Origin of the sequence: Rhodococcus opacus B4 (assembly GCF_000010805.1) — a bacterium.
Lineage (GTDB): Bacteria > Actinomycetota > Actinomycetes > Mycobacteriales > Mycobacteriaceae > Rhodococcus_F > Rhodococcus_F opacus_C.
On the sequence record NC_012522.1, the window covers coordinates 3,502,462 to 3,523,824 of the forward strand.

Here is a 21,363-nt window from a genome sequence, read left to right on the forward strand (position 1 = left end):
GGCGCTCCGCGCCCTGTGCGCCTTTTTGGTAGCTGGAACAACCAAAAAGGCGCACGGGCGGCGGAGCCGCCTACCGCGTCATCGCCCGGATCCGCCTGGCCGCGACGGAGATCAGTGCCAGCGTGGGTTCGGTGGCGACCTCCGATTCGATTTCGGTGAGCAGTGCCCGCGCGCGGGCGAGGCGGGCGGCGTTGTGCTGCTCCCACTGGTCGACCTTGTCGGACGCGTCATCGCCGGGCTCGCTGACGGACAGCGCGTCGAGGGTGATGGCGCGCAGCGAACTGTAGAGGTCGTCGCGCAGGGCGAGCCGCGCGAGGGCGTGCCACCGGTCCAGCCGGGGCAGGGCCGTGACCGCGGTGAGCGCGGTGTTGATGTGCAGGTGCGCCGACAGCGCGAAATACAGTTCGGCGACGTCCCCCGCGCGGTGCTGGGAGATCTCCGCGATGTCCACGATGTCGAGGAGGCAGTACGTGTGCAGGAGATCCGCGACGTCGGCGGCGACCCCGGCGTCGGCACCCCGCGACGTCAGGGCCTCGGTGCGGCCCTCGACCGCGCTGATCTCGTCGCCCCGCAACCATTCCCGCACGCGCGGGCCGAGTTCGCGGACCACCGGCCGGTACCGGGCGATCGTGGCCTCGAGGGGCAGCGGTTGCGGACGGTGCGTGGTCAGCCACCGCGACGCCCGGTCGATCAGGCGCTGAGTCTGCACCGTCAGCGCGTTCGTCCCGGACGCCGGGGTGGTGTCGGCGGCTGCCCGGATCCGCTCGAAAGTCACTCCCAGATCGAAGATCTCGGTGACCGCCGTGAACGCGTTCACCGCCTCCGCGGAGTCGGCCCCGGTCTCCTCCCGCAGGCGGAATGCGTACGTCATCCCCGCCCGGTCGACCATGTCGTTGACGACCGACGTGGTGACGATCTCCCGGCGCAGCGGATGCGCGGCGACCGTGTGCGCGTACTCCCGGCCGAGCCGCGGCGGGAAGTAGTCGTGCAGCCGACCTGCGTAGACCCGGTTGTCGGGCAGGGTCGTGCCCGAGACCTCACTCTTGATGAACCGCTTGACCTGCGCGGTGAGCTGTGCAAGTTCCGGGCTGGTCAGCCCCTTCTGCTCGCGTTCGAGCGCCCCGAACTGCGCGGGCGTCGGGAGCACGTCGATCGCCCGGTCCACGTGCCCGCGCCGTTCCAGATCGTCGACCATGCGGGAGTGGAAGCTGACGAGCGTGCCGGCCTGCGCCCGGTTGAGGCTCATCATCTCGTTCTGGCTGCGGTTGTCGGCGAGGACGAGCCGGCTGACGTCGTCGGTCATGTCGGACAGCAGTTCTCGACGGTCCTGCGCGGTGAGCGTGTCGTCGGCGGTGGCACCCGCGAGGGCGATCTTGATGTTGACCTCGTGGTCGGAGCAGTCGACGCCGGCCGAGTTGTCGAGTGCATCGGTGTTGACGCGACCGCCGTTGCGCGCGTACTCGATCCGGCCGAGCTGGGTGAGGCCGAGGTTGCCTCCCTCACCGACCACCCGGACCCGCAGTTCGGGCGCGTCGAGCCGGACGGCGTCGTTCGACTTGTCGCCGACGTCCGCGTGGCTTTCCGTCGTCGCCTTCACGTACGTGCCGACCCCGCCGTTCCACAGCAGGTCCGCGGGCGCACCGAGGACGGCACGCACGAGTTCGACGGTGGTGAGCGCCCGATCGGTCTCGACGCCCAGCGCGCACCGGGCCTGCGGGGTGAGGCGCACCGACTTCGCCGACCGGTCGACGATCATCGCGCCCTCGCTCAGAACCGCGCCGTCGTAGTCCTTCCAACTGGACCTGCCGAGCGCGAAGAGCCGTGCGCGCTCGTCCCACGACCGCTGCGGGTCGGGATCGGGGTCGATGAAGACGTGGCGGTGGTCGAACGCCGCGATCAGCCGGATGTGCGGGCTGAGCAGCATCCCGTTGCCGAACACGTCGCCGCTCATGTCGCCGATGCCGACGACGGTGAAGTCGTCGGTGCGGGTGTCGACGCCCATCTCCCGGAAGTGCTGCACGACGCTCTCCCACGCGCCGCGGGCGGTGATACCCATCGCCTTGTGGTCGTAGCCGACGGACCCGCCGGATGCGAATCCGTCACCGAGCCAGTAGTTCCGGTCGAGCGCGATCGCGTTGGCGACGTCCGAGAACGCCGCCGTCCCCTTGTCGGCCGCGACCACGAGGTAGGTGTCGTCGCCGTCGCGCCGGACGATGCCCTCCGGCGCCAGCACCTGCCGGGTCGTGATGTCGAGGTTGTCCGTCATGTCGAGGAGGCTCGAGATGAACTCGCGGTAGCAGGAGATGCCGGCCGCCAGCATCGCCTCCCGGTCGGCGGCGGCATCACCGGATGGCGTCGGCGGGTTCTTGACGACGAAGCCGCCCTTCGCTCCCGCCGGCACGATGACGGCGTTCTTGACGGCCTGCGCCTTGACGAGTCCGAGGATCTCGGTGCGGAAGTCGTCGCGCCGATCGGACCATCGGATGCCGCCGCGGGCGACGTCGTCGAATCGCAGGTGCACGCCCTCCATCCGGGGCGAGTACACGTAGGCCTCGTATTTCGGCCTCGGCAACGGCAATTCGTCGATCGACGAGGAATCGAACTTGAAGGCGAGAGCCGTCGTGGGCCTGCGGTCGCCGGCGAAGTACGTGGTCCGGGTGGTGGCGCGGATCAGGGAGAGCAGCGCGCGCAGGATCCGGTCGGCGTCGATTCCCGCGACCGCGTCGATCGCGTCGGAGATACGGGCGTCGAGTGCGTCCTCCGCGGCGGTGTCGCGTTCGAGGCTCGGGTCGAGTCGGAGCGCGTGCAGCTCGACGAGGAGTTGCGTGATCGCGGTGTTGCCCAGCAGGACTCGTTCGACGTTGCTGCGGCTGTACGGGAGACCGGCCTGACGCAGGTACGCGGCGTACGCCCGCAGGACGGTGACCTGACGCCAGCCGAGCCCGGCGTGCAGGACGAGGGTATTGAACCCGTCGACCTCCGTCTCCCCCGTCCACGCCGCCCGGAACGCGTCCGCGATCCGGCGGTCGCGGGTGGCGCCGTGGCTGTCGGTGACGGCGACCAGGTCGACGGTGAGGTCGTAGATCCAGGCCCGATGCCCGTCCGGCCGGGTCAGTGCGGCAGGGCGTTCGTCGAGGGCGTTGACGCCCAGGCTGGACAGGATCGGCAGAACCTCGTTGAGCGGTGCGGGTTTTCCGACGGCGTAGATCTTGAGGTTCTCGTACGGTGCGGACGCCGCGGTGGTGGTGAACGTCAGCGCCACACTGTCGACGTCGAGGCGTTCCACCTCGGCGACGTCGCGGATCGCCTGTGCCGGATCGGTTTCGGTGGCGTAGCTGATCGGCAGCGCGGACGCGTAGTGGCGCACGTCCGCGGTGCCGAGTCGATTCGGTTCCGCGAGCAGCGTGTTGCGCCACAACTCGTGGGACCAGGGTGCGTCGAGTTCCGTGCCGAGGCTGTTCATGACGATGGGGTGGTCTCCTGTAGTGGGATCGGGACGAAGCCGATCACGCAGTGATGAAGCGAATCAGTTGGCCGGGGCGGGCCTGGGCGATCCGGTCGATGTCCTCGTCCGCGACGACGCCGATGACGGGGTACCCGCCGGAGATGGGATGGTCCGCGAGGAACACGACGGGCTGTCCGCTCGGCGGAACCTGGATGGACCCGAGCGCCACACCCTCCGTGGGCAATTCGGTCTCGGACCTCCGGTGGAGGGCGGGTGCGTCGGCGTGCCGGTTCAGGCGGGCGCCGATGCGGTCGGTGTCCGGGGAGACCGCCCACACACCCGTGGTCAGCGCGTCCGGGTTTGTGAACCAGTCGTCGCGGGGGCCGCCGATGACGCGCACCGACAGTGGTCCCGGGTCCATCGCGGGCAGGGGTGCGACGTCGACGTTCGGGAAGTTCCTCGTCCACGTGCCGACAGGCAGGACGTCGTTGGGCTTCAACGCTTCCGGGCCGATGCCGGAGAGCGTGTCGGTGCTGCGGGAGCCGAGCACGTCCGGCACCGCGAGGCCACCGCGGACAGCGACGTAGCTGCGCAGCCCGACCTGCGCGTACTGCAACCGCAGCGTCTGCCCCGGTTCCATCACGATGACGCTCGTGTGGCCCATCGGGATGCCGTCGAGCAGGGCCGTGGCGGGCGCACCGGTGACGGCGACGGTCGTTACCGCCCGCGCACGCAGGGCGAGCCCGCCCATCAGCACCTCGATGCACGCGCCGTTCTCGTCGTTCCCGACCAGCCGGTTCGCCAGCCTCGCGGACCCGCGGTCGGCGGCACCCGACACACCGACACCCGAACTCAGGTAGCCGGGGCGGCCGAGGTCCTGGATCAGGCTGAGCGGTCCGGTTTCAAGTACTTCGAGTTCGCTCACAGCGTGTCCTCGTCGACGAATCGGACGCGGCGGCCCGGCTGCAACAGCGCCGGGGGCTGCGCGTCGAGGTTCCACATCGGGGAGTCCGTGGTTCCGATGATCTGCCATCCACCGGGTGACGACCGCGGATACACCGCGCCGTAGCCGCCGGCGAGGGCCACGGACCCGGCGGGCACCACGGTGCGGGACTGCGCACGGCGGGGCACGGTGAGCCGGTCGTCGCCGCAACTCAGGTAGCCGAAACCCGGTGCGAATCCGATGAACACACAGCGCCAGGTGGCAGACGTGTGGGCGGCGATCACGTCCTCGCGGCTCATCCGCAGAAGGCCGGCGACGTCGGCGAGATCGGCGCCGTCGTAGCGGACCGGAATGGTGACCGGTTCGAACTCGGGGGCGCCGATCCGGTCGTGCGCCTCGAGGTCGACGGTCAGCGTGCGCAGCGCGCGGCGCACCTCGTCGAGGTCGGTGCGCGGTGTGGTGGTGACGAGCACGGTGCGTGCCGCGGGCAGCACGTCCTCCATACCGGGAACCGGGGTGCGGCGCAGGCGTTCGGTCAGCGACACGACCAGGGGTTCGGAGTCGAGTTCGACGAGCAGGGCCCGATCGCCCGCCGGGAGAATCCGGGTGGGGGTGCTCATGTGAAGGATCCGAGCGTGACGCCGGCACCCTGCAGGGCGTGACGGACCCGGCGCGCGGTGTGCACCGACCCGGGGGTGTCGCCGTGCACGCAGATACTGCGCACCGCCACAACGACGTCGTCCCCGTCTATCGACTCGACCGTTCCGGTCGACACCATCCGCACGGCCTGCGCGGCGGCGAAGTCGGGATCGTCGATGACGGCGCCGGCCACCGAGCGCGGGGTCAGCGTGCCCGCGGCGGTGTAGCGGCGGTCGGCGAACCCTTCGGCGACGAACTCGATGCCACGGGCCTCCGCGGCCCGCTGCAACTGCGATCCGGGTGGGCCCATGAGCGCGAGCGGTTCGGTGAACTCGTCGATCGCCGACGCGACCGCATCGGCTCGCCCGTAGTCGATTGCCGCGGAATTGTAGAGCGCGCCATGCGGTTTGACGTACGACACCGAGGATCCGGCGGCACGGGCGAACCCGGCGAGCGCGCCGATCTGGTACAGCGTCTCGTCCCGCAGATCCGCGGGCGTCACGGCGAGGTCCCGCCGGCCGAATCCGGCCAGGTCCCGGAACCCCACGTGCGCCCCGATCGCGACGTTGCGCTCGGCCGCCCTCTCGCAGGCCGTGCGGATGATCATCGGATCGCCGGCGTGAAACCCGCAAGCGATGTTCGCGCTGGTGACGACGTCGAGGAGGGCCTCGTCGTCGGCGAGGCGCCACTGCCCGAAGCCCTCGCCGAGGTCGCAGTTGAGGTCAACGCGCATCGGGAACCTCCAGGACGTACTCGCTGTCCGGGGTGTCGGTGATCAGCATGTACCCGGGCGCGTGGGTGATCGCGAACGGCAACCGGGACGCCATCACCGCCGCCTGCGGGGTGACCCCACAGGCCCAGAACATCGGCACGTCACCGGGCTCGAGGTTCACCGGATCGCCGAAGTCGGGGGCCCCGAGGTCGGCGATGCCGAGTTCCGTGGGATCACCGATGTGCACGGGCCCACCGTGGACGGCGGGCATGCGCGCGGAGATCGCCGCCGCGAGAGACACCTGATGTTCGGGAACGGGTCGCATCGATACGACCATCGGCCCGCTCACCCGGCCCGCGGGCCTGCACTCGCGGTCGGTCACGTACATCGGGACGTTGCTGCCCTGCTCGACGTGCCGGAGCGGCACCCCGGCAGCGGCAACCGGATGCTCGAACGTGAAACTGCACCCGATGTGGAACGCGACGAGGTCGTCTCGCCACAGCGAGGACACGTCCGCGGTCTCGTCCGCGAGTTCGCCGTCCTTCCACACGCGGTACAGCGGAAGGTCCGTGGTGATGTCGGCGCCGGGGGCGAGCATCGTCGTCCGGGAGCCGGCGTCGCCGACGTCGAGGACGGGGCACGGCTTGGGGTTCCGCTGGGTGAACAGCAGCACGTCGTACGCCCAGTCCTGCGGGACGGCGATGAGATTCGTCTGCGCGAATCCGGGTGCCAGACCGGCGGTCGGGGTGACACGTCCCGAGCGGAACGCGGAGCGGAGGTCGGTCGGTGAGTCAGGCAAGTTCGCTCCCGCGGGTCTCGGGGAGGAAGAACAGGGCGAACACGGCGATGGCGTACCCGAGCGCGCCGAAGATCATCGCGCCGCCGATACCCAGCTGGGTGGCGGCCAGGAAACCGACGACGGCGGGGAACACGGCGCCGACCGCGCGGCCGAAGTTGTACGTGAAGCCCTGGCCGGTGCCGCGGGACTGCGTCGGGTACAGCTCGGACAGGAACGATCCGAATCCACTGAAGATCGCGGAGGTGCAGAAGCCGAGAGGGAATCCCAGGATCAGGATCAGCGTGTTCGCGCCCTCGGGCACCTGGGTGTAGCCGACCATGAAGATCGCCGACAGGAACGCGAACAACTGCATGGTCCGCTTGCGGCCCAGCTTGTCGGTGAGGATGCCGCCGCTGACGTAGCCGAGGAACGCGCCCGAGATGAGGATCGCCAGGTAGCCGCCGGTGCCGACGACGTCGAGTCCGCGCGAGTTCTTCAGGAACGTCGGCAGCCAGGACGCCAGCGTGTAGTAACCGCCCTGTACACCGGTGGCGAGCAGCGACGCGAGCACGGTGGTGCGGAGCAGTCCGCCGCGGAAGATGGCGGCGAACGAGCCCGTCTGCTTGCCCGCCGACTCGCGGCGCTCCGTGACGACCTCGGGGTCCTTCAGATTCCGGCGCACCCAGATGATGAGGAATGCGGGCAGCACACCGGTGAAGAACAGCACGCGCCACGCGACGTCGGGGTCGAACAGCTGGAAGACGATGGTGTAGACGATCACGGCCAGCGCCCAGCCGACGGCCCACGCGCTCTGCACGAACGCGACCGCCCGGCCGCGGTACTCGGCGCGGGCGTACTCGGCGACGAGGATCGCGCCTGCCGCCCATTCGCCGCCGAAGCCGAGGCCCTGGAAGGCGCGGAAGATCAGCAGCGTCTCGAAGTTCTGCGCGAAGCCGCACAGCACCGTGAAGATCGTGTACGTCGCGACGGTGACCTGCAGGGTGCGGACCCGGCCGATCTTGTCGACGAGGATGCCGGCGAGGGCACCGCCGAGCGCGGACACCACCAGCGTCACCGTGGTCAGCAGGCCTGCCTGGCCGGTGGTGAGGCCGAAGTAGGCGGCGATGGCCGCGAGGCCGAGCGGGAGGACTTGAAAGTCGTAGGAGTCGAGCCCGTATCCGCCGAACGCCCCGATGAACGCTCTTTTTCCCTTCGGCCCGAGGGTGCGGAACCAGTCGAAGGGGCGCGTCTGCGCGACCTCGGTCTGCGTATCTGTGGTCATGGCACCTCGCCTGAAGAAGGGATGTAACCGCCCTCACGTTACAAATCGTTCAACGATCCTGCAATACCCTGAGAGGATCGTTTAACATGGAAGTCATCGCGGAACCGAGCTCACAACTATGATTGCGGTCGAGATCGAAACCTGAGGAGTGGACTTGACCAGCTCGAATGCCCTTCGCGGCGATGCGCATTCCCGCCTGGCCGCTCACCGCGGCCTGCTCGAACGCACCAGCAGAACCACCCGGGTGGCCGGAATTCTGCGGGACGCGATCATCGACGGGACGTTCCAACCGGGGGCGCGACTGTCCGAGCCCGACATCTGCGCCGCCCTCGACGTCTCCCGCAACACCGTCCGCGAGGCCTTCCAGATCCTGATCGAGGACCGCCTGGTCGCGCACGAACTCAACCGCGGCGTCTTCGTCCGCGTGCCCACCGCCGAGGACATCACCGAGCTCTACATCTGCCGCCGCGTCGTCGAATGCGCCGGCGTCAACGGATTCGACCCCGAGACCGGCGACCTGTCCGGGGTGGCCGAGGCCCTCGCCCTGGCCGACGAGCGGCACGCCGTCGAGGACTGGACCGGCGTCGGCACCGCCGACATCTACTTCCACAGCGCGCTCGCCAGCCTCAACAACAGCAACCGCATCGACGAACTGATGCGCAGCGTGTGGAACGAGGCGCGGCTCGTCTTCCACGTCATGGACGACGCCCACCGATTCCACGGGCCGTACCTCACCCGCAACCACGAGATCTACGACGCCCTCGTCGCCGGCAACACCGAAGCCGCAGGTCAGCTGCTCAAGACCTACCTCGAAGACGCCGAGGCGCAGATCCTGGCAGCGTACTGAGGCGCTTCGCGCCCGTGCGCCTTTTTGGTAGCTGGAACAACCACAAAGGCGCACAGGCGCGGAGCGCCTACCGGATCAGCCCGTAGAAGCCCTCGATGTGCTCCCGCACGAGGCGGGCGGCGTCGGCGCCGTACCCACCGCGGAGGGCGGCGACCATCCCGCGGTGCTCGCAGCGCAGGCCCGTCGCGACGGCAGGCCAGTCGTCGAGGAGCGGAACCGCGTCCATGACGTACCCGTGAATGGAATCGCGGAGCGAGGCCATCATCGCCTCGACGAGGACGTTGCCCGCGAGGCCGGCCATCGCGACGTGCAGGTCGGCGTCGAGACGGTGGAAGGCCTCCGGCGAGAGGTCTTCGTCGTCCATGGCGTCGAGCAGCGCGTCGATGGCGGAGAAGTCGAGGTCGCGGGACTTTTCGGCGGCTTCCTGCACCGCCCACGACTCGAGCAGCGTGCGCGTCTGGACGACGTCGCGGATCGGCAGCGTGCGCGTCGCCATGTGCAGTCGCAGGGCCGCGCCGATGGATGCGGCGGGGTCGGCGGCGACGATCGCGCCCGCGTCCGGTCCGGACCCGACGGCGGTGCGGACGATGCCCATCGCCTCGAGCACGCGCATGGCCTCGCGCACGGACGAGCGCCCGACCCCCAGTTCCTCCGCGAGTGCGCGCTCGGCCGGCAACCGGCCGCCGACGGTGAGTTTGCCGGCCGCCAGATCCTGCTCGATGCGGTGCAGGACGACCTCGTGTGTGCGCACGACCGAAGTTTACCTGGTGTGGTCTGACCACAGTGCGCTACTGTGGTCAGACCACAGCCCAGCCCGGTTGGAGTACCCGATGAGAATCGCCCTGTTCGCCACGTGCCTGGCGGATGCCCTGTTCCCCGAATCCGCCGCGTCGACGGTCCGCCTGCTCGAGCGGCTCGGCCACGAGGTCGTGTTCCCGCCGAAGCAGACGTGCTGCGGTCAGATGCACGTCAACACCGGCTACCAGGCCGAGGCGCTGCCGCTCGTGCGTCACCACGTGGAGGCGTTCGAGAGCGGACCGTCCTGGGACGTCGCGGTGGCCCCGTCCGGGTCCTGCGTCGGATCCGTCCGGCACCAGCACGCGATGATTGCCCGCCGGTACGGGGACGATTCCCTCGCCACGCGCGCCGAAGACGTCGCGTCCCGGACGTACGAGCTGTCCGAACTGCTCGTCGACGTCCTCGGCGTCACCGACGTCGGCGCGTACTACCCGCACCGGGTGACGTACCACCCGACGTGCCACTCGCTGCGGATGCTGCGCGTCGCGGACAAGCCGTTGCAACTGCTGCGCGCGGTGCGGGGGATGACGCTGATCGAACTGCCCGCGGCCGAATCCTGTTGCGGCTTCGGCGGAACGTTCGCGCTGAAGAACTCCGAGACCTCGACCGCGATGCTCGCCGACAAGATGGGCAACGTCCTGAGCACGGGCGCCGAGGTGTGCAGCGCCGGCGACTCGTCCTGCCTGATGCACATCGGCGGCGGGCTGTCCCGGCTGCGCAGCGGCGTCCGCACCGTCCATCTCGCCGAGATCCTGGCGAGCACCGAGAAGATCGGGAGCCCCGCATGACCACGTTCCTCGGCTCACCCACCTTCCATCCGGGCACCGGAAACATCCGGGGCACAGAATCTTTCCCCGACGCCGCACGGAAGGCGCTCACCGACACCCAGCTGCGCGCCAACCTCGGCGCCGCCACCACCACCATCCGCAACAAGCGAATCGCCGCCGTTGCCGAGGTCGACGACTGGGAGGAACTGCGCCGCGCGGGCAGCGCCCTGAAGGCGGACGTGATGTCGCGGCTCCCCGAACTGCTCGTCCAGTTCGAGGAGAACGTCACCGCCCGCGGCGGCACCGTCCACTGGGCGCGCGACGCGGACGAGGCGAACCGGATCGTCACCGACCTCGTCCGGGCCACCGGTTCCGACGAGGTGGTGAAGGTCAAGTCGATGGCCACCCAGGAGACCGGCCTCAACGAGCACCTCGAGGAGAACGGGATCGCGGCGATCGAAACCGACCTCGCCGAACTCATCGTCCAACTCGGCGAGGACAAGCCGAGCCACATCCTCGTCCCCGCCATCCACCGCAACCGCGCCGAAATCCGGGAGATCTTCCTGAACGCGATGCCCGGCGTCGACCCGGACATCACCGACGACCCCCGGGCGCTGGCCATGGCCGCACGAGCCCACCTTCGGCGAAAGTTCCTGTCCGCCAGAGTCGCCGTCAGCGGCGCGAACTTCGGGGTCGCGGAGACCGGGACGCTGGCGGTGGTGGAGTCGGAGGGCAACGGGCGGATGTGCCTGACGCTGCCGGACACCCTCATCACCCTGATGGGCATCGAGAAACTGATCCCGAAATTCACCGACCTCGAGGTGTTCATGCAACTGCTGCCGCGGTCGTCGACGGCCGAGCGGATGAACCCGTACACCTCCATGTGGACCGGGGTGCACCCCGCCGACGGTCCGCAGAACTTCCACGTGATTCTCCTCGACAACGGTCGCACCAACGTGCTCGCGGACGAGGTCGGGCGGTCCGCGCTGCACTGCATCCGCTGCAGCGCCTGCCTGAACGTGTGCCCCGTCTACGAGCGGGCCGGCGGGCACGCGTACGGGTCCGTCTATCCCGGGCCGATCGGCGCGATCCTCAGCCCCCAGCTCACCGGGACCACCGGCCACGACGACCCGAACGCCTCGCTGCCCTTCGCCTCCACCCTGTGCGGCGCCTGCTTCGACGCCTGCCCGGTGCGCATCGACATCCCGAGCATCCTGGTGCACCTGCGCGCGGAACAGGTGGATTCCGAGCGGCACGGACTGCCCGGCGGCCAGGACCTCGCCATGAAGGCCGCGGGCTTCGTGATGGGGTCGGAGAAGCGGTTCGCCGCCGCGGAGACGGCATCCAAGGTCGGCCGGCTGCTCGGGGGCAGGAAAGGGCGCATCACGTCCCTGCCGTACCCGGGTTCGAAATGGACCGGCAGCCGCGACCTGCCGACCCCGCCGAAGGAAACGTTCCGGCAATGGTGGTCCCGCACCCACGAGGACGGTGAGAAGTGAACGCCCGCGATGAGATCCTGAGCCGCATTCGCCACGCGATCGGCGACACTCCGGCGAGTCCGCCCGTTCCCCGCGACTACCACCGTGACGCCGCGTCGGGTCCCGGGAACGTCGAGTTGTTCGCCCACACCGTCGACGACTACCGCGCGCAGGTCCACCGCGCCGACGAGAGCACCGTCGCCGACATCGTCACCGGGCTGATCGAGGAGGCGGCGCGCGCCGTCGTCCCGCCGGACCTACCGCTGTCGTGGCGGCCGCGCGGTGACGTCGTCGTCGACGGCGACCCCGCCGAACTGTCCACCCTCGAACTCGACGCGCTCGACGTCGTCGTCACCGGCTGCACCCTCGGGATCGCCGCCACCGGAACCATCGTGCTCGACGGCGGCGCCGGTCAGGGCCGGCGGGCGCTGACGCTGGTCCCGGATCACCACATCTGCATCGTGCGCACCGATCAGATCGTCGACACCGTGCCACAGGCCTTCCAGGCGCTCGATCCGACCAAGCCGCTGACGTTCATCAGCGGTCCCAGCGCCACCAGCGACATCGAACTCAACCGCGTCGAGGGCGTGCACGGTCCCCGAACCCTGGACGTCGTCATCGTGCGCTGACGCACCCGTGCGCCTTTCTGGTTGCTGGGACTACCAAAAAGGCTCACGGGGCGCGGAGCGCCCTCGCGGCGAGATCGGCGGTGGCCCGGACGATCTCCGGGCCTCCGAACATCACGTCGTCGTTGTGCCCCGCGCCGGCCAGCACGACGGTGTCGACGTCGCCGAGCGCGGCCTCGGCCACGCGGGCGCTCTGGTCCGGCGGGACCACCACGTCGGCCGTCCCGTACACGACGGTGGTCGGGACATCGACCCGTGCGACGTGTTCGGCGACGGGAAAACGGTCGCGCAACAGCAGCCCGACCGGCAGGAACGGGTAGTGGTGCCGGCCGACGGCGGCGAGGTCCACGAACGGGGATCGGAGCAACAGGCCCGCGGGCGGGTGCTCGGTGGCGAGTTCGGTGACGACGCCGGTGCCGAGGCTTTCCCCGAAGTAGAGCAGCCGATCCGGCGGCACGCGACGCTCGTCGACGAGGTACCGGCGGGCCGCCCGGACGTCGCGGGCCAGCCCCTCCTCGCTGGGCCGACCGGGGTTGCCGCCGTACCCGCGGTAGTCGAAGAGCAGCGTGGCGAAGCCCGCGGCGGCGAGGTCGGAGGCCAGCAGCGCCCGGTCGGCCCGGTTGCCGGCGTTCCCGGCGGCCACGAGAACGGTCATGCGCGGCTCCCCGACCGCGGGTGGGACGTACCAGGCGCCGAGTTCGAGGCCGTCCGACGTGGTCAACGTGACGTCCTCCGCCCCGGCGATCAGCCCGCCGGCGGTCGGCACCGGGCGGGTGTCGGGGTAGTAGATCAGCTTCCGCTGCAGCACCCACGCGGCGGCGATCAGCAGGGCCACCACGGCGACCGCGACCAGCACGACGCGGATCATTGCCGAATCGGCGCGCCGGTCCACTCCAGCAACTCGGCCACGGGCAGGGTGTTGATCACGTCCGTCGGCTCGACTCCGCGTTCGGCGGCGCGCTCGCAGGCATAGCCCTGCCAGGCGAGGTGCCCGGTGGTGTGCGCGTCGGTGTCGATGGAGAACTTGCAGCCGCTGTTCAACGCGAGGTCGATCAGCCTGCCCGGCGGGTCGCGACGCTCGGGGCGGGAGTTGATCTCGACCGCGGTGCCGTACTCGCGGCACGCGTCGAACACGCGTTCCGCGTCGAATTTCGATTCGGGCCGCGGTCCCCGCACTCCCTCGACGAGCCGGCCGGTGCAGTGCCCGAGCACGTCGACGTGCGGTGACTTGACGGCCTGCAGCATCCGCTTGGTCGTCGTGGCCCGGTCGGTGTCCAGGTGCGAGTGCACGCTCGCGACCACGATGTCCAGGTCGGCGAGCAGGTCGTCGTCCTGGTCGAGGGAGCCGTCGTCGAGGATGTCGACCTCGATTCCGGTGAGCACCCGGAACGGCGCCAGCTCGACGTTCAGTTCGGCGACCAGGTTCAGCTGCACGAGCAGTTGCTCCGACGACAACCCGTTCGCGACCGTCAGCCGCGGCGAGTGGTCGGTGATCGCGCAGTACTCGTGCCCCAGCGCGGCCGCGCGCCGCATCATCTCCCGGAGCGGGCACCGGCCGTCCGACCAGTCCGAATGGGTGTGCAGGTCGCCGCGGAGGGCCTCGAGCAGTTCCGTTCCGCCGAGCCCGATCGGCTCCGCGGAACCGCGCAGGTACATCAGGTACAGCGGCACCGAATCGGCGCACTCACGGATGATCGCGGCCGCTTCGGTGCCGATGTCGGGCTGATACACCCAGCCGTTCGCCGCCAGGGCTTCCCGCTCCTCGGCGGTCGAGTACTCGATCACATCGGCCGCCCGGCGGAAGGCGCCGATCCTGTGTCCCTCGTCGCGCGAGCGCTCGAGCCAGAACGCAATTTCCCGCAGCGCATCCACGGCGTCCATCTATCCATCGTGCACGCCGGTCGGGCTGCTGGCTAGACGCAATTTCTGCCAGAACTTAGGGTCACCTCGTTGTCCGCACGTTCATACGAACGTTCCCTTCGTCTCGCTTACGACTTCTACGGTGCCGGAGTTGTCCACTTCGAATCGGGAGCCACGGTGAGATTGAAACCCCTCGCACTGTTCGTCAATTACGACGGCGTGTCTTCGCGCGCAACCGTCACGTGCCAGTACAAGTGCGGGAACGCCTGCTCCCACGACGTGCCCAACACTTCGGGGGGCGAATACTTCCGTGACATCGCCCGCACGGCCCTGTCCCGCCGCGGGATGCTGCGCGGGACGGGGATGGCAGTCCTCGCCGTCGGCGCGGGCAGTGCACTGGCGGCCTGCTCGGACGATTCCGGCAGCGGAAGTGCGACCGGCGGTTCGGACGGCGCCGCACCGGCGGGAACGAATTTCGGCGCCGTCGCCCCCAACACCGAGGACGCCGTCGTCGTCCCGGACGGCTACGAGCAGGCCGTCGTGATCCGGTGGGGCGACCCGGTGCTGCCCGGCGCACCCGCCTTCGACTTCGACAACCAGACCGCCCAGGCACAGGCGCAGCAGTTCGGGTTCAACAACGACTTCGCCGGACTGCTGCCGGTCGAGGGGCAACCGAACACCTTCCTGCTGGTGGTCAACCACGAGTACACCACCGAGCCGTTCATGTTCAAGGGATACGACGCCGAGAACCCGTCGCCCGAGCAGTTCCAGACGGCGCTCGCCGCCCACGGACTGTCGGTGGTGCAGGTGAAGGGCGAATCCGGCTCGGGCGCGCTCACTCCCGACTTCGGTCCGTACAACCGGCGGATCACGGCGACGACGGAATTCGTCGTCACCGGCCCCGCGGCGGGCAGCGACTTCCTGAAGACGTCCGCGGACCCGACGGGAACGAAGGTGCTCGGCACGCTCAACAACTGCTCGGGTGGCGTAACCCCGTGGGGCACGGTGCTGTCGGGGGAGGAGAACTTCAACCAGTACTTCGCGAACGCCGAATTGGTCACCGACCCCGCCGTCGCCGCGCGTCTGAAGCGGTACGGCGTGGAAGGTGCTGCCTCCGAACGCAAGTGGGAGCGCTTCGACAAGCGTTTCGACCTCGCCCAGGAGCCGAACGAGGTCAACCGCTTCGGGTACGTCGTCGAGGTCAACCCGTGGGATGCGACGTCCGCACCCGTCAAGCACACCGCGCTGGGCCGGTTCAAGCACGAGGCCGCCACCATCCACGTCACCGACGACGGCACCGTCGTGGCGTACAGCGGCGACGACGAGCGGTTCGACTACATGTACAAGTTCGTCTCCAGCCGCAAGATGATGGACGGCAACAGCCAGGCCGCGGTGCGCAACAACATGACGCTGCTCGACGCGGGCACGCTGTACGTCGCGAAGTTCAGCGGCAACTCCCCGGACCAGATCGACGGGTCGGGGACGCTGCCGTCGAGCGGGTCGTTCGACGGCACCGGTGAATGGATCCCGCTGCTGCGGACCGGTGAGGACGGCAAGGGGGAGTCGCTCGTCGACGGTATGAGCGCCGAGGAGGTGGCGGTGTTCACCCGGCAGGCGGGCGACAAGGTCGGTGCCACCAAGATGGACCGTCCCGAGGACTTCGAGCCCAGCCCGACCACCGGCAAGGTGTACGTGGCGCTGACCAACAACACCAAGCGCGGCGTCGACGGCGGCGCGGCGGCCGACGAGGCCAACCCGCGGAACAACAACAAGAACGGCCAGGTCCTCGAACTCACCGACGACCACGCCGGCACCGCGTTCACGTGGAACCTGCTTCTCGTGTGCGGCGACCCGACGGCGGCCGACACCTACTTCGGCGGCTTCGACAAGGAGAGCGTCAGCCCGATCTCCTGCCCCGACAATCTGGCGTTCGACCCGCACGGCAACCTGTGGATCTCCACCGACGGCAACGCCCTGAAGTCGAACGACGGCCTGTTCAGCGTCGTCCTCGACGGCGCGAACCGCGGCGAGACCAAGCAGTTCCTGACCGTGCCCAAGGGCGCCGAGACGTGCGGTCCGATCGTCGGCGAGGACCGGATCACGGTGTGTGTGCAGCACCCGGGCGAACTGGACGACGCGAGCGCCGACAGCCCGGCGTCGCACTGGCCCGACGGCGGCGACACCCAGCCGCGTCCCGCCGTCGTGGCGGTGTGGAAGTCGGGCGGGCGGATCGGCGTCTGACCCCAGGTGAGCGGCAAAGTGTGCCCCGGCACGCTTTGCCGCTCACGTGGGGGGACGGCCCAGCAGTGACTCGATCGCCGCGCTCCCGGCGAGGAACCCGTGCCGGTCGTAGAACTCGAACATCGCGGACAACCGGGCCCGACCGTCGGCCGTCAGGTCCCGCCCGTGCCGCGACATCCACTCGTCGACGGACACCTGCTTGACCGGAACACTCGCCCGGTCGCACAGGGCCCGGACGCTGAGGGTCTCCGGGCCGCCCAGTTCGTAGGTGGCACCGTGGTGGACCTCCGGACCCTCCGCCAGCACCCGCGCCGCCACCTCCGCGACGTCCGCGAGCCGGACGAACGAGAACGTGACATCGGGACTGTAGGGCAGTTCGACCGCGGTCGCCGTCCCGTCCAGCACCGCCGCGAAGTTCTCCGCGTACGCGCACGGCTGCAGGACGGTCCACCGCAGTCCGGACGTCCGCACCAGGTCCTCGCACACCGCCTTGTCGACGTGATGCGGCATCGCCGGGGTGTACGGCCACGCGACCGAGTGATAGACGACATGCTCGACGCCACCGGCGGCCGCGGCCGCGAGAACCCGGCGCACGAGTGCCGGCTCGTCCGGGTGCACGTTGGGGGCGATGACGTACGCGGCCCGACAACCCGACAACGCCTCGTCCAGCCCCGCGCCCGTGTCGAGGTCGACGGCGTGATCGCCGGAACGCCGGGCGGTGTGCACCACCCGGCGTACGCCGGCGAGCCCGTCGAGCGCCGCCACGACGGCGGCTCCGGTCTTCCCCGCGGCGCCGAGAACGGCGATCTCGGCGCCGCGGGAGAGGAACTCGGTCATCGGATCACCGGTCGATGAAGTCGAATTCGGCGAACTTCGCACCGCCGGAGAGGCGTTCGTACCCGGGACCGCGGTCGAAGAACGGCTCGTCCAGCCCACGCTCGGTGCGCATCTGCTCGCGCAGCACCTCGGTGGCATCCAAGTCCGCGACCGGCTCCTCCGTCGAGGCCGCCAGCACGACTCCGTAGTCGAGACGGGCACCCTCGGCGGACACCTTGCCCCACAGCACGTCCCGGACGACCTCCTCCACCGGCCGGTCGAGCGGGTCGCCCCAGCCGCCGCCACCGGTGGTGCGGATCCGCACCACCTCGCCGGCCTTGATCGGTTCGGCGTCGGTCAGCGCGTCGAACTCGCGCTCGTTCGGGCCGCCCGGGTCGAGGACCACGGAGAAGGGCCGTCCGGCCTTGCCGCCCTTGACTCCCCAGCAGGAGAGGATCGAGCGGTCGGCGATGGACATGAAGTTCGCGTCCTTGAGCATCCGGATGTGCTTCTCGTAGCCGAGGCCGCCGCGGTAGCGGCCCGCGCCGCCGGAGTCCTTCGCCAGGCCCAGCTTCTCGACGATGAACGGGAACCGGCTCTCGGTGAACTCGGTCGGCAGGTTCCGCGAGTCGGGAACGACGTGGATGGTGTCCTCACCGTCCGCGTAGTGCCGACCGCCGGAGCCGCCGCCGAGCACCTCACGCATCAGGTACGAGTGCCCGTCGAAGTCCTCGCCGTACACCCCCGTGTAGCGGATGGTTTCCTGGTCGGCGGGCATGTTCCCGTCGACGGCCTTCGCGACGACGCCGGCGAGCACACCGAGCAGACGCAGGATCACGAACGTCCGGGCGTTGGTGGGCGCCGGGAAGATCGGGGTGATCAGCGTGCCCTTCTCCGGGAACTTCATCTCGATCAACGGCACGACACCCTCGTTGACGTCGAGTTCCGCCATCCGCTCGGGACTGTCGGCGAGGTTGCGCAGGATCGGCGCCAGCCACTTGATGAGGAAGTTGCCGTCGGCGTAGTCACCGCAGTGGTTGATGGGACCCTTGGCCTGCGGTCCGGTGCCGTTGAAGTCGAGGATGAGGCGTTCGCCGCCCTCGTCCTCCGGGCCGGTCTTGGTGAGCGTGATCCGCTGCCGGTGCAGCATGGGCTCGTCGACGCCGTCGTGTTCGGCGTAGTCCTCCCACGTGTACTCGCCCTTCGGGATCTTGCTGAGGATTTCCCGACGGTACGTCTCGGTGGTCGCGTCCATCATCGCGTCGAAGCACGCCTCGACGGTGTCGCAGCCGTACCGCTCGAACAGTTCGGTGAGGCGGCGGGCGCCCATGAGGCACGCCGAGCATTCGGCGTCGAGGTCGGCGGCCAGCGCGTCGGGCATCCGCGAGTTGCGGGTCATGATGCGCAGCGCGGCCTCGTTGGGAACGCCCTGATCCCACAGCTTGATCGGCGGGACCATCAGTCCCTCCTCGTACACGGTGGTCGCGCCGGAAGGCATCGATCCCGGGCAGCAGCCGCCGATGTCGTCGTGGTGGCCGAACGCCTGCACGAATGCGACGACGGACGGTGCCGTGTCGCCCGGCCGGGTCGCGAACACCGGCACGGTGACGCAGAGGTCGGGGAGGTGGCCGATGCCGCCTTCGGACAGGTAGACGTCGTTGTGGAAGTAGACGTCGCCCGGCTTCATCGTGTCGAGCGGGAAGTCCCGGGCCACCGGGTGCACCAGCGCCGAATACGAACGGCCCGTGAGCTTCCGGAGGTTGCGGTCGTGGATGCCGGCGCGGAAGTCGTGCGCGTCGCGGATCATCGGCGAGCGGGAGGTCCGCGAGATCGACGTCTCGACCTCCATCTCGACGCTGGCGAGGTAGCCGGCGACGATCTCCACCAGCACCGGGTCGGGTGTCGTTCCGTCGACCGGGGTCAGCCGGTAGGGCTTCACCGGCTGCGCTGCAACGGGTTCGAGGGTGGCGGTCATCGGTTCGCTCCGTTCGAGTCGGCGATCTTGGTGATGCGGATGTTTCCGAAGGTGTCGATTCGCGCCTGGAAACCGGGATGCACGGGGATGGTGGAGCTGAATTCCTCGATCACCGCGGGGCCTTCGAGCACGTCGCCCGCGCCGAGGAGCGCCCGGTCGTAGACCTGGGTGGTGACCCACTCGTCGAAGTACGCCGGACGGGTGCCGGTCACCGCGGACTCGGCCCCGGTTCCGGCCGCGATCTCGTTGAGTGTCGGGCGCTTGATCGGGCCGATGCCGCTGACGCGCAGGTTGACCCACTCGACGTGCTGGTGCGGGTCGCCGCGGAAGTCGTAGCCGTACAGCTCCTGGTGCGCCTGGTGGAACCGCTCCGCGGCCTCGTCCATCAGCTCCTGGGTGACGGGGCCCTCCCCCACGGGAACGCGGACCTCGAAGGCCTGGCCGAGGTACCGGAGGTCGGCCGAGCGCGCGTACTTGCGCTCCGATTCCCCGAAGCCCTCGTCGGCGAGTGCGCGTTCCGCCTCGGCGGCGAGCGCGTCCAGCCCCGACTGCAGTTCGGCGATCTCCAGGCGGTCGTGCCTGCAGACGTGGGTCTGCACGTAGTCGTTGCGGACGTCGACCGTGAGCAACCCGAACGCGGACACGTTGCCCGGGTTGAGCGGGACGAGGACGTCCTTGAGGTTCAGGATGTCGACGAGCCGGCAGGCGAGCAGCGAACCGGATCCGCCGAACGTCACGAGGGTGAAGTCGCGGACGTCGAGGCCGCGCTTGACCGTGATCTGCCGCAGCGCGTTGGCCTGGTTCCACGCGGACACCTCGAGGATGCCGGTGGCGCAGGCCTCGAAGTCGAGCTTCAGCTGGTGCGCGAGCTGCTCGACGCCCTTGCGGGCCAGTTCGGTGTCGAGGGGGATCTCGCCGCCGAGCAGGTGGGGTGGGATGCGGCCGAGCAGTACGTGGGCGTCGGTGATGGTCGGCTCGCTGCCGCCCTTGCCGTAGCAGAGGGGGCCGGGGTCGGCGCCCGCCGACTGCGGTCCGACGCGCAGCGTGCCCTCGGGGGTCTGCCAGGCGATGGAGCCGCCGCCGGCGCCGACGGTGACGACGTCGATCATCGGGATCTTCGACGGGTACGCCCCCACCCGGCCCTCGGTGGTGAGCGCGGGCTCACCCTTCACCACGACCGTCACGTCGGTGGACGTTCCGCCGCCGTCGCACGTGAGGACCTGCTCGACGCCGGCGACACTCGCGATGAGCGCCGCGCCGAGCGCGCCGGCCGCGGGTCCGGACAGCACCGTCGTGATCGGCTGGTGCACGACCTCCTTGGCCGAGAGCACGCCGCCGTTCGACTTCATCACGTAGAACGGGATGTCGCGGGCCTCGCCCTCGTCGGACGAGAATTCGCGCAGCCGGTTGGCGATGTTGTTGACGTAGTTGCGGATGTTCGGCTTCACCGCGGCGTCGACGAGCGTGGTGATGGACCGCTCGTATTCGCGGTACTCGCGGAGCACCTGGCTGGAGATGCTCACCGTGGCCTCGGGGTATTCCTCGAGCAGGATGTCGCGGACGCGGGCCTCGTGGCTCGGGTTGGCGTAGGAGTGCATGAGGCACACGCCGATGGTGCGGATGCCGCGGTCGGCGAAGAACCGGGCCGCCGTGCGGACGTCGTCCTCGACGAGGGGGCGGATCTCGCTGCCGTCGAACGCGAGCCGGCCGCCGATGGTGCGGACGCGGTCGGCGGGCACGATGCGGTCGGGCTTGACCCAGAAGTAGGAGTTGCCGTAGCCGTCGGGGACGGACTGGCGGGCGATCTCGAGGACGTGCTCGTACCCCTCGGTGGTGATGAACCCGAGGTTCTCGACCTTGCCTTCGAGGAGTTTGTTGGTGGCGACGGTGGTGCCGTGGCTGACCGCGCCGATCGCGTCGCCGGTTTCGCCGAGCTTGGCGAGCACCTTCTCGATTCCGGTGAGGAATCCCTGCGCCGGGTCGGCGGGCGTCGACGGTGTCTTGGTGGTGACGACGGCTCCGGACTCCTCGTCCACAGCCACGACGTCGGTGAATGTTCCGCCGGTGTCGATACCGACCCGAATCTTCCTGGATTCCACGATTCCTCCTGGGCTCGTCTCTGTAAGGCAATTGCACCGCTTCCGTCGCCCGGATTC

Annotated in this window: 17 protein-coding genes; 5 read left to right on the plus strand and 12 right to left on the minus strand. The window is 69.5% G+C overall.

Features of this window, described 5'->3' with window-relative positions; genetic code table 11:
- Window positions 1-70: 70 nt before the first annotated feature.
- From ROP_RS16105 to ROP_RS16130, 6 genes are read right to left on the minus strand one after another with little or no spacing between them, the layout of a single operon-like run.
- Entirely contained in the window at window positions 71-3,463 is a 3,393-nt protein-coding gene (locus ROP_RS16105) for an NAD-glutamate dehydrogenase domain-containing protein (protein ID WP_012690462.1), read from the minus strand.
- Between the two features lie 43 nt (window positions 3,464-3,506).
- Window positions 3,507-4,370, minus strand: coding sequence for a biotin-dependent carboxyltransferase family protein (locus ROP_RS16110; protein WP_012690463.1), 864 nt, complete (start codon window positions 4,368-4,370; stop codon window positions 3,507-3,509).
- Entirely contained in the window at window positions 4,367-5,008 is a 642-nt protein-coding gene (locus tag ROP_RS16115; protein WP_012690464.1) for a 5-oxoprolinase subunit B family protein, read from the minus strand. Before ROP_RS16115 ends, ROP_RS16110 begins: the two co-directional genes overlap by 4 nt.
- Window positions 5,005-5,760 carry a LamB/YcsF family protein gene (locus ROP_RS16120; protein ID WP_012690465.1) on the minus strand — a complete coding sequence of 252 codons (756 nt, stop codon included), beginning with the start codon at window positions 5,758-5,760 and terminating at the stop codon, window positions 5,005-5,007. Before ROP_RS16120 ends, ROP_RS16115 begins: the two co-directional genes overlap by 4 nt.
- The gene (locus tag ROP_RS16125) at window positions 5,750-6,538 is read right to left on the minus strand and encodes a putative hydro-lyase (RefSeq protein WP_012690466.1); all 789 of its coding nucleotides are present in this window, start codon (window positions 6,536-6,538) and stop codon (window positions 5,750-5,752) included. The genes ROP_RS16120 and ROP_RS16125 overlap by 11 nt, the downstream gene beginning before the upstream one ends.
- Complete coding sequence (locus ROP_RS16130; protein ID WP_012690467.1) at window positions 6,531-7,799, minus strand: MFS transporter; 1,269 nt, start codon at window positions 7,797-7,799, stop codon at window positions 6,531-6,533. The genes ROP_RS16125 and ROP_RS16130 overlap by 8 nt, the downstream gene beginning before the upstream one ends.
- Window positions 7,800-7,947: 148 nt before the next feature.
- Here ROP_RS16130 and ROP_RS16135 point away from each other — a divergent pair, with 148 nt between their 5' ends.
- Window positions 7,948-8,646: a GntR family transcriptional regulator gene (locus ROP_RS16135; RefSeq protein ID WP_043824843.1), complete on the plus strand. Its 699-nt coding sequence runs from the start codon at window positions 7,948-7,950 to the stop codon at window positions 8,644-8,646.
- 67 nt (window positions 8,647-8,713) lie between these two features.
- Here ROP_RS16135 and ROP_RS16140 read toward each other — a convergent pair whose 3' ends face one another.
- Window positions 8,714-9,397: a FadR/GntR family transcriptional regulator gene (locus tag ROP_RS16140; protein WP_012690469.1), complete on the minus strand. Its 684-nt coding sequence runs from the start codon at window positions 9,395-9,397 to the stop codon at window positions 8,714-8,716.
- Between the two features lie 79 nt (window positions 9,398-9,476).
- On the opposite strand from ROP_RS16140, the gene ROP_RS16145 reads away from it, so the two are divergent.
- Genes ROP_RS16145 through ROP_RS16155 form a run of 3 tightly spaced genes read left to right on the plus strand, consistent with a single transcriptional unit; the run spans window position 9,477 to window position 12,318 of the window.
- Window positions 9,477-10,232 carry a (Fe-S)-binding protein gene (locus ROP_RS16145; protein ID WP_012690470.1) on the plus strand — a complete coding sequence of 252 codons (756 nt, stop codon included), beginning with the start codon at window positions 9,477-9,479 and terminating at the stop codon, window positions 10,230-10,232.
- Window positions 10,229-11,710, plus strand: a complete 1,482-nt coding sequence (locus ROP_RS16150) for a LutB/LldF family L-lactate oxidation iron-sulfur protein (protein WP_012690471.1) — start codon at window positions 10,229-10,231, stop codon at window positions 11,708-11,710. Before ROP_RS16145 ends, ROP_RS16150 begins: the two co-directional genes overlap by 4 nt.
- Complete coding sequence (locus ROP_RS16155) at window positions 11,707-12,318, plus strand: LutC/YkgG family protein (RefSeq protein WP_012690472.1); 612 nt, start codon at window positions 11,707-11,709, stop codon at window positions 12,316-12,318. The genes ROP_RS16150 and ROP_RS16155 overlap by 4 nt, the downstream gene beginning before the upstream one ends.
- 43 nt (window positions 12,319-12,361) lie before the next feature.
- On the opposite strand, the gene ROP_RS16160 is transcribed toward ROP_RS16155, so the two are convergent.
- Window positions 12,362-13,183 carry an alpha/beta hydrolase gene (locus ROP_RS16160; protein ID WP_012690473.1) on the minus strand — a complete coding sequence of 274 codons (822 nt, stop codon included), beginning with the start codon at window positions 13,181-13,183 and terminating at the stop codon, window positions 12,362-12,364.
- Window positions 13,180-14,196, minus strand: a complete 1,017-nt coding sequence (locus tag ROP_RS16165) for a PHP domain-containing protein (RefSeq protein ID WP_012690474.1) — start codon at window positions 14,194-14,196, stop codon at window positions 13,180-13,182. Before ROP_RS16165 ends, ROP_RS16160 begins: the two co-directional genes overlap by 4 nt.
- Window positions 14,197-14,352: 156 nt before the next feature.
- On the opposite strand from ROP_RS16165, the gene ROP_RS16170 reads away from it, so the two are divergent.
- Window positions 14,353-16,416 carry a PhoX family protein gene (locus ROP_RS16170; RefSeq protein WP_012690475.1) on the plus strand — a complete coding sequence of 688 codons (2,064 nt, stop codon included), beginning with the start codon at window positions 14,353-14,355 and terminating at the stop codon, window positions 16,414-16,416.
- 42 nt (window positions 16,417-16,458) lie between these two features.
- Here the strand turns inward: ROP_RS16170 and ROP_RS16175 are convergent, their stop codons facing one another.
- From ROP_RS16175 to ROP_RS16185, 3 genes are read right to left on the minus strand one after another with little or no spacing between them, the layout of a single operon-like run.
- Window positions 16,459-17,253, minus strand: coding sequence for an NmrA family NAD(P)-binding protein (locus tag ROP_RS16175; protein WP_012690476.1), 795 nt, complete (start codon window positions 17,251-17,253; stop codon window positions 16,459-16,461).
- Window positions 17,254-17,257: 4 nt separating this feature from the next.
- On the minus strand, window positions 17,258-19,207 hold the full coding sequence (locus tag ROP_RS16180; RefSeq protein WP_012690477.1) for a hydantoinase B/oxoprolinase family protein: 1,950 nt from the start codon (window positions 19,205-19,207) through the stop codon (window positions 17,258-17,260).
- Window positions 19,204-21,306, minus strand: coding sequence for a hydantoinase/oxoprolinase family protein (locus ROP_RS16185; RefSeq protein WP_012690478.1), 2,103 nt, complete (start codon window positions 21,304-21,306; stop codon window positions 19,204-19,206). The genes ROP_RS16180 and ROP_RS16185 overlap by 4 nt, the downstream gene beginning before the upstream one ends.
- Between the last annotated feature and the right edge of the window lie 57 nt (window positions 21,307-21,363).

Coding starts and splice junctions, on each gene's coding strand:
- ROP_RS16105 (WP_012690462.1), bottom strand. CDS start 3,463: ATGAACAGCCTCGGCACGGAACTCGACGCACCCTGGTCCCACGAGTTG.
- ROP_RS16115 (WP_012690464.1), bottom strand. CDS start 5,008: ATGAGCACCCCCACCCGGATTCTCCCGGCGGGCGATCGGGCCCTGCTC.
- ROP_RS16120 (WP_012690465.1), bottom strand. CDS start 5,760: ATGCGCGTTGACCTCAACTGCGACCTCGGCGAGGGCTTCGGGCAGTGG.
- ROP_RS16130 (WP_012690467.1), bottom strand. CDS start 7,799: ATGACCACAGATACGCAGACCGAGGTCGCGCAGACGCGCCCCTTCGAC.
- ROP_RS16145 (WP_012690470.1), top strand. CDS start 9,477: ATGAGAATCGCCCTGTTCGCCACGTGCCTGGCGGATGCCCTGTTCCCC.
- ROP_RS16150 (WP_012690471.1), top strand. CDS start 10,229: ATGACCACGTTCCTCGGCTCACCCACCTTCCATCCGGGCACCGGAAAC.
- ROP_RS16160 (WP_012690473.1), bottom strand. CDS start 13,183: ATGATCCGCGTCGTGCTGGTCGCGGTCGCCGTGGTGGCCCTGCTGATC.
- ROP_RS16165 (WP_012690474.1), bottom strand. CDS start 14,196: ATGGACGCCGTGGATGCGCTGCGGGAAATTGCGTTCTGGCTCGAGCGC.
- ROP_RS16175 (WP_012690476.1), bottom strand. CDS start 17,253: ATGACCGAGTTCCTCTCCCGCGGCGCCGAGATCGCCGTTCTCGGCGCC.
- ROP_RS16180 (WP_012690477.1), bottom strand. CDS start 19,207: ATGACCGCCACCCTCGAACCCGTTGCAGCGCAGCCGGTGAAGCCCTAC.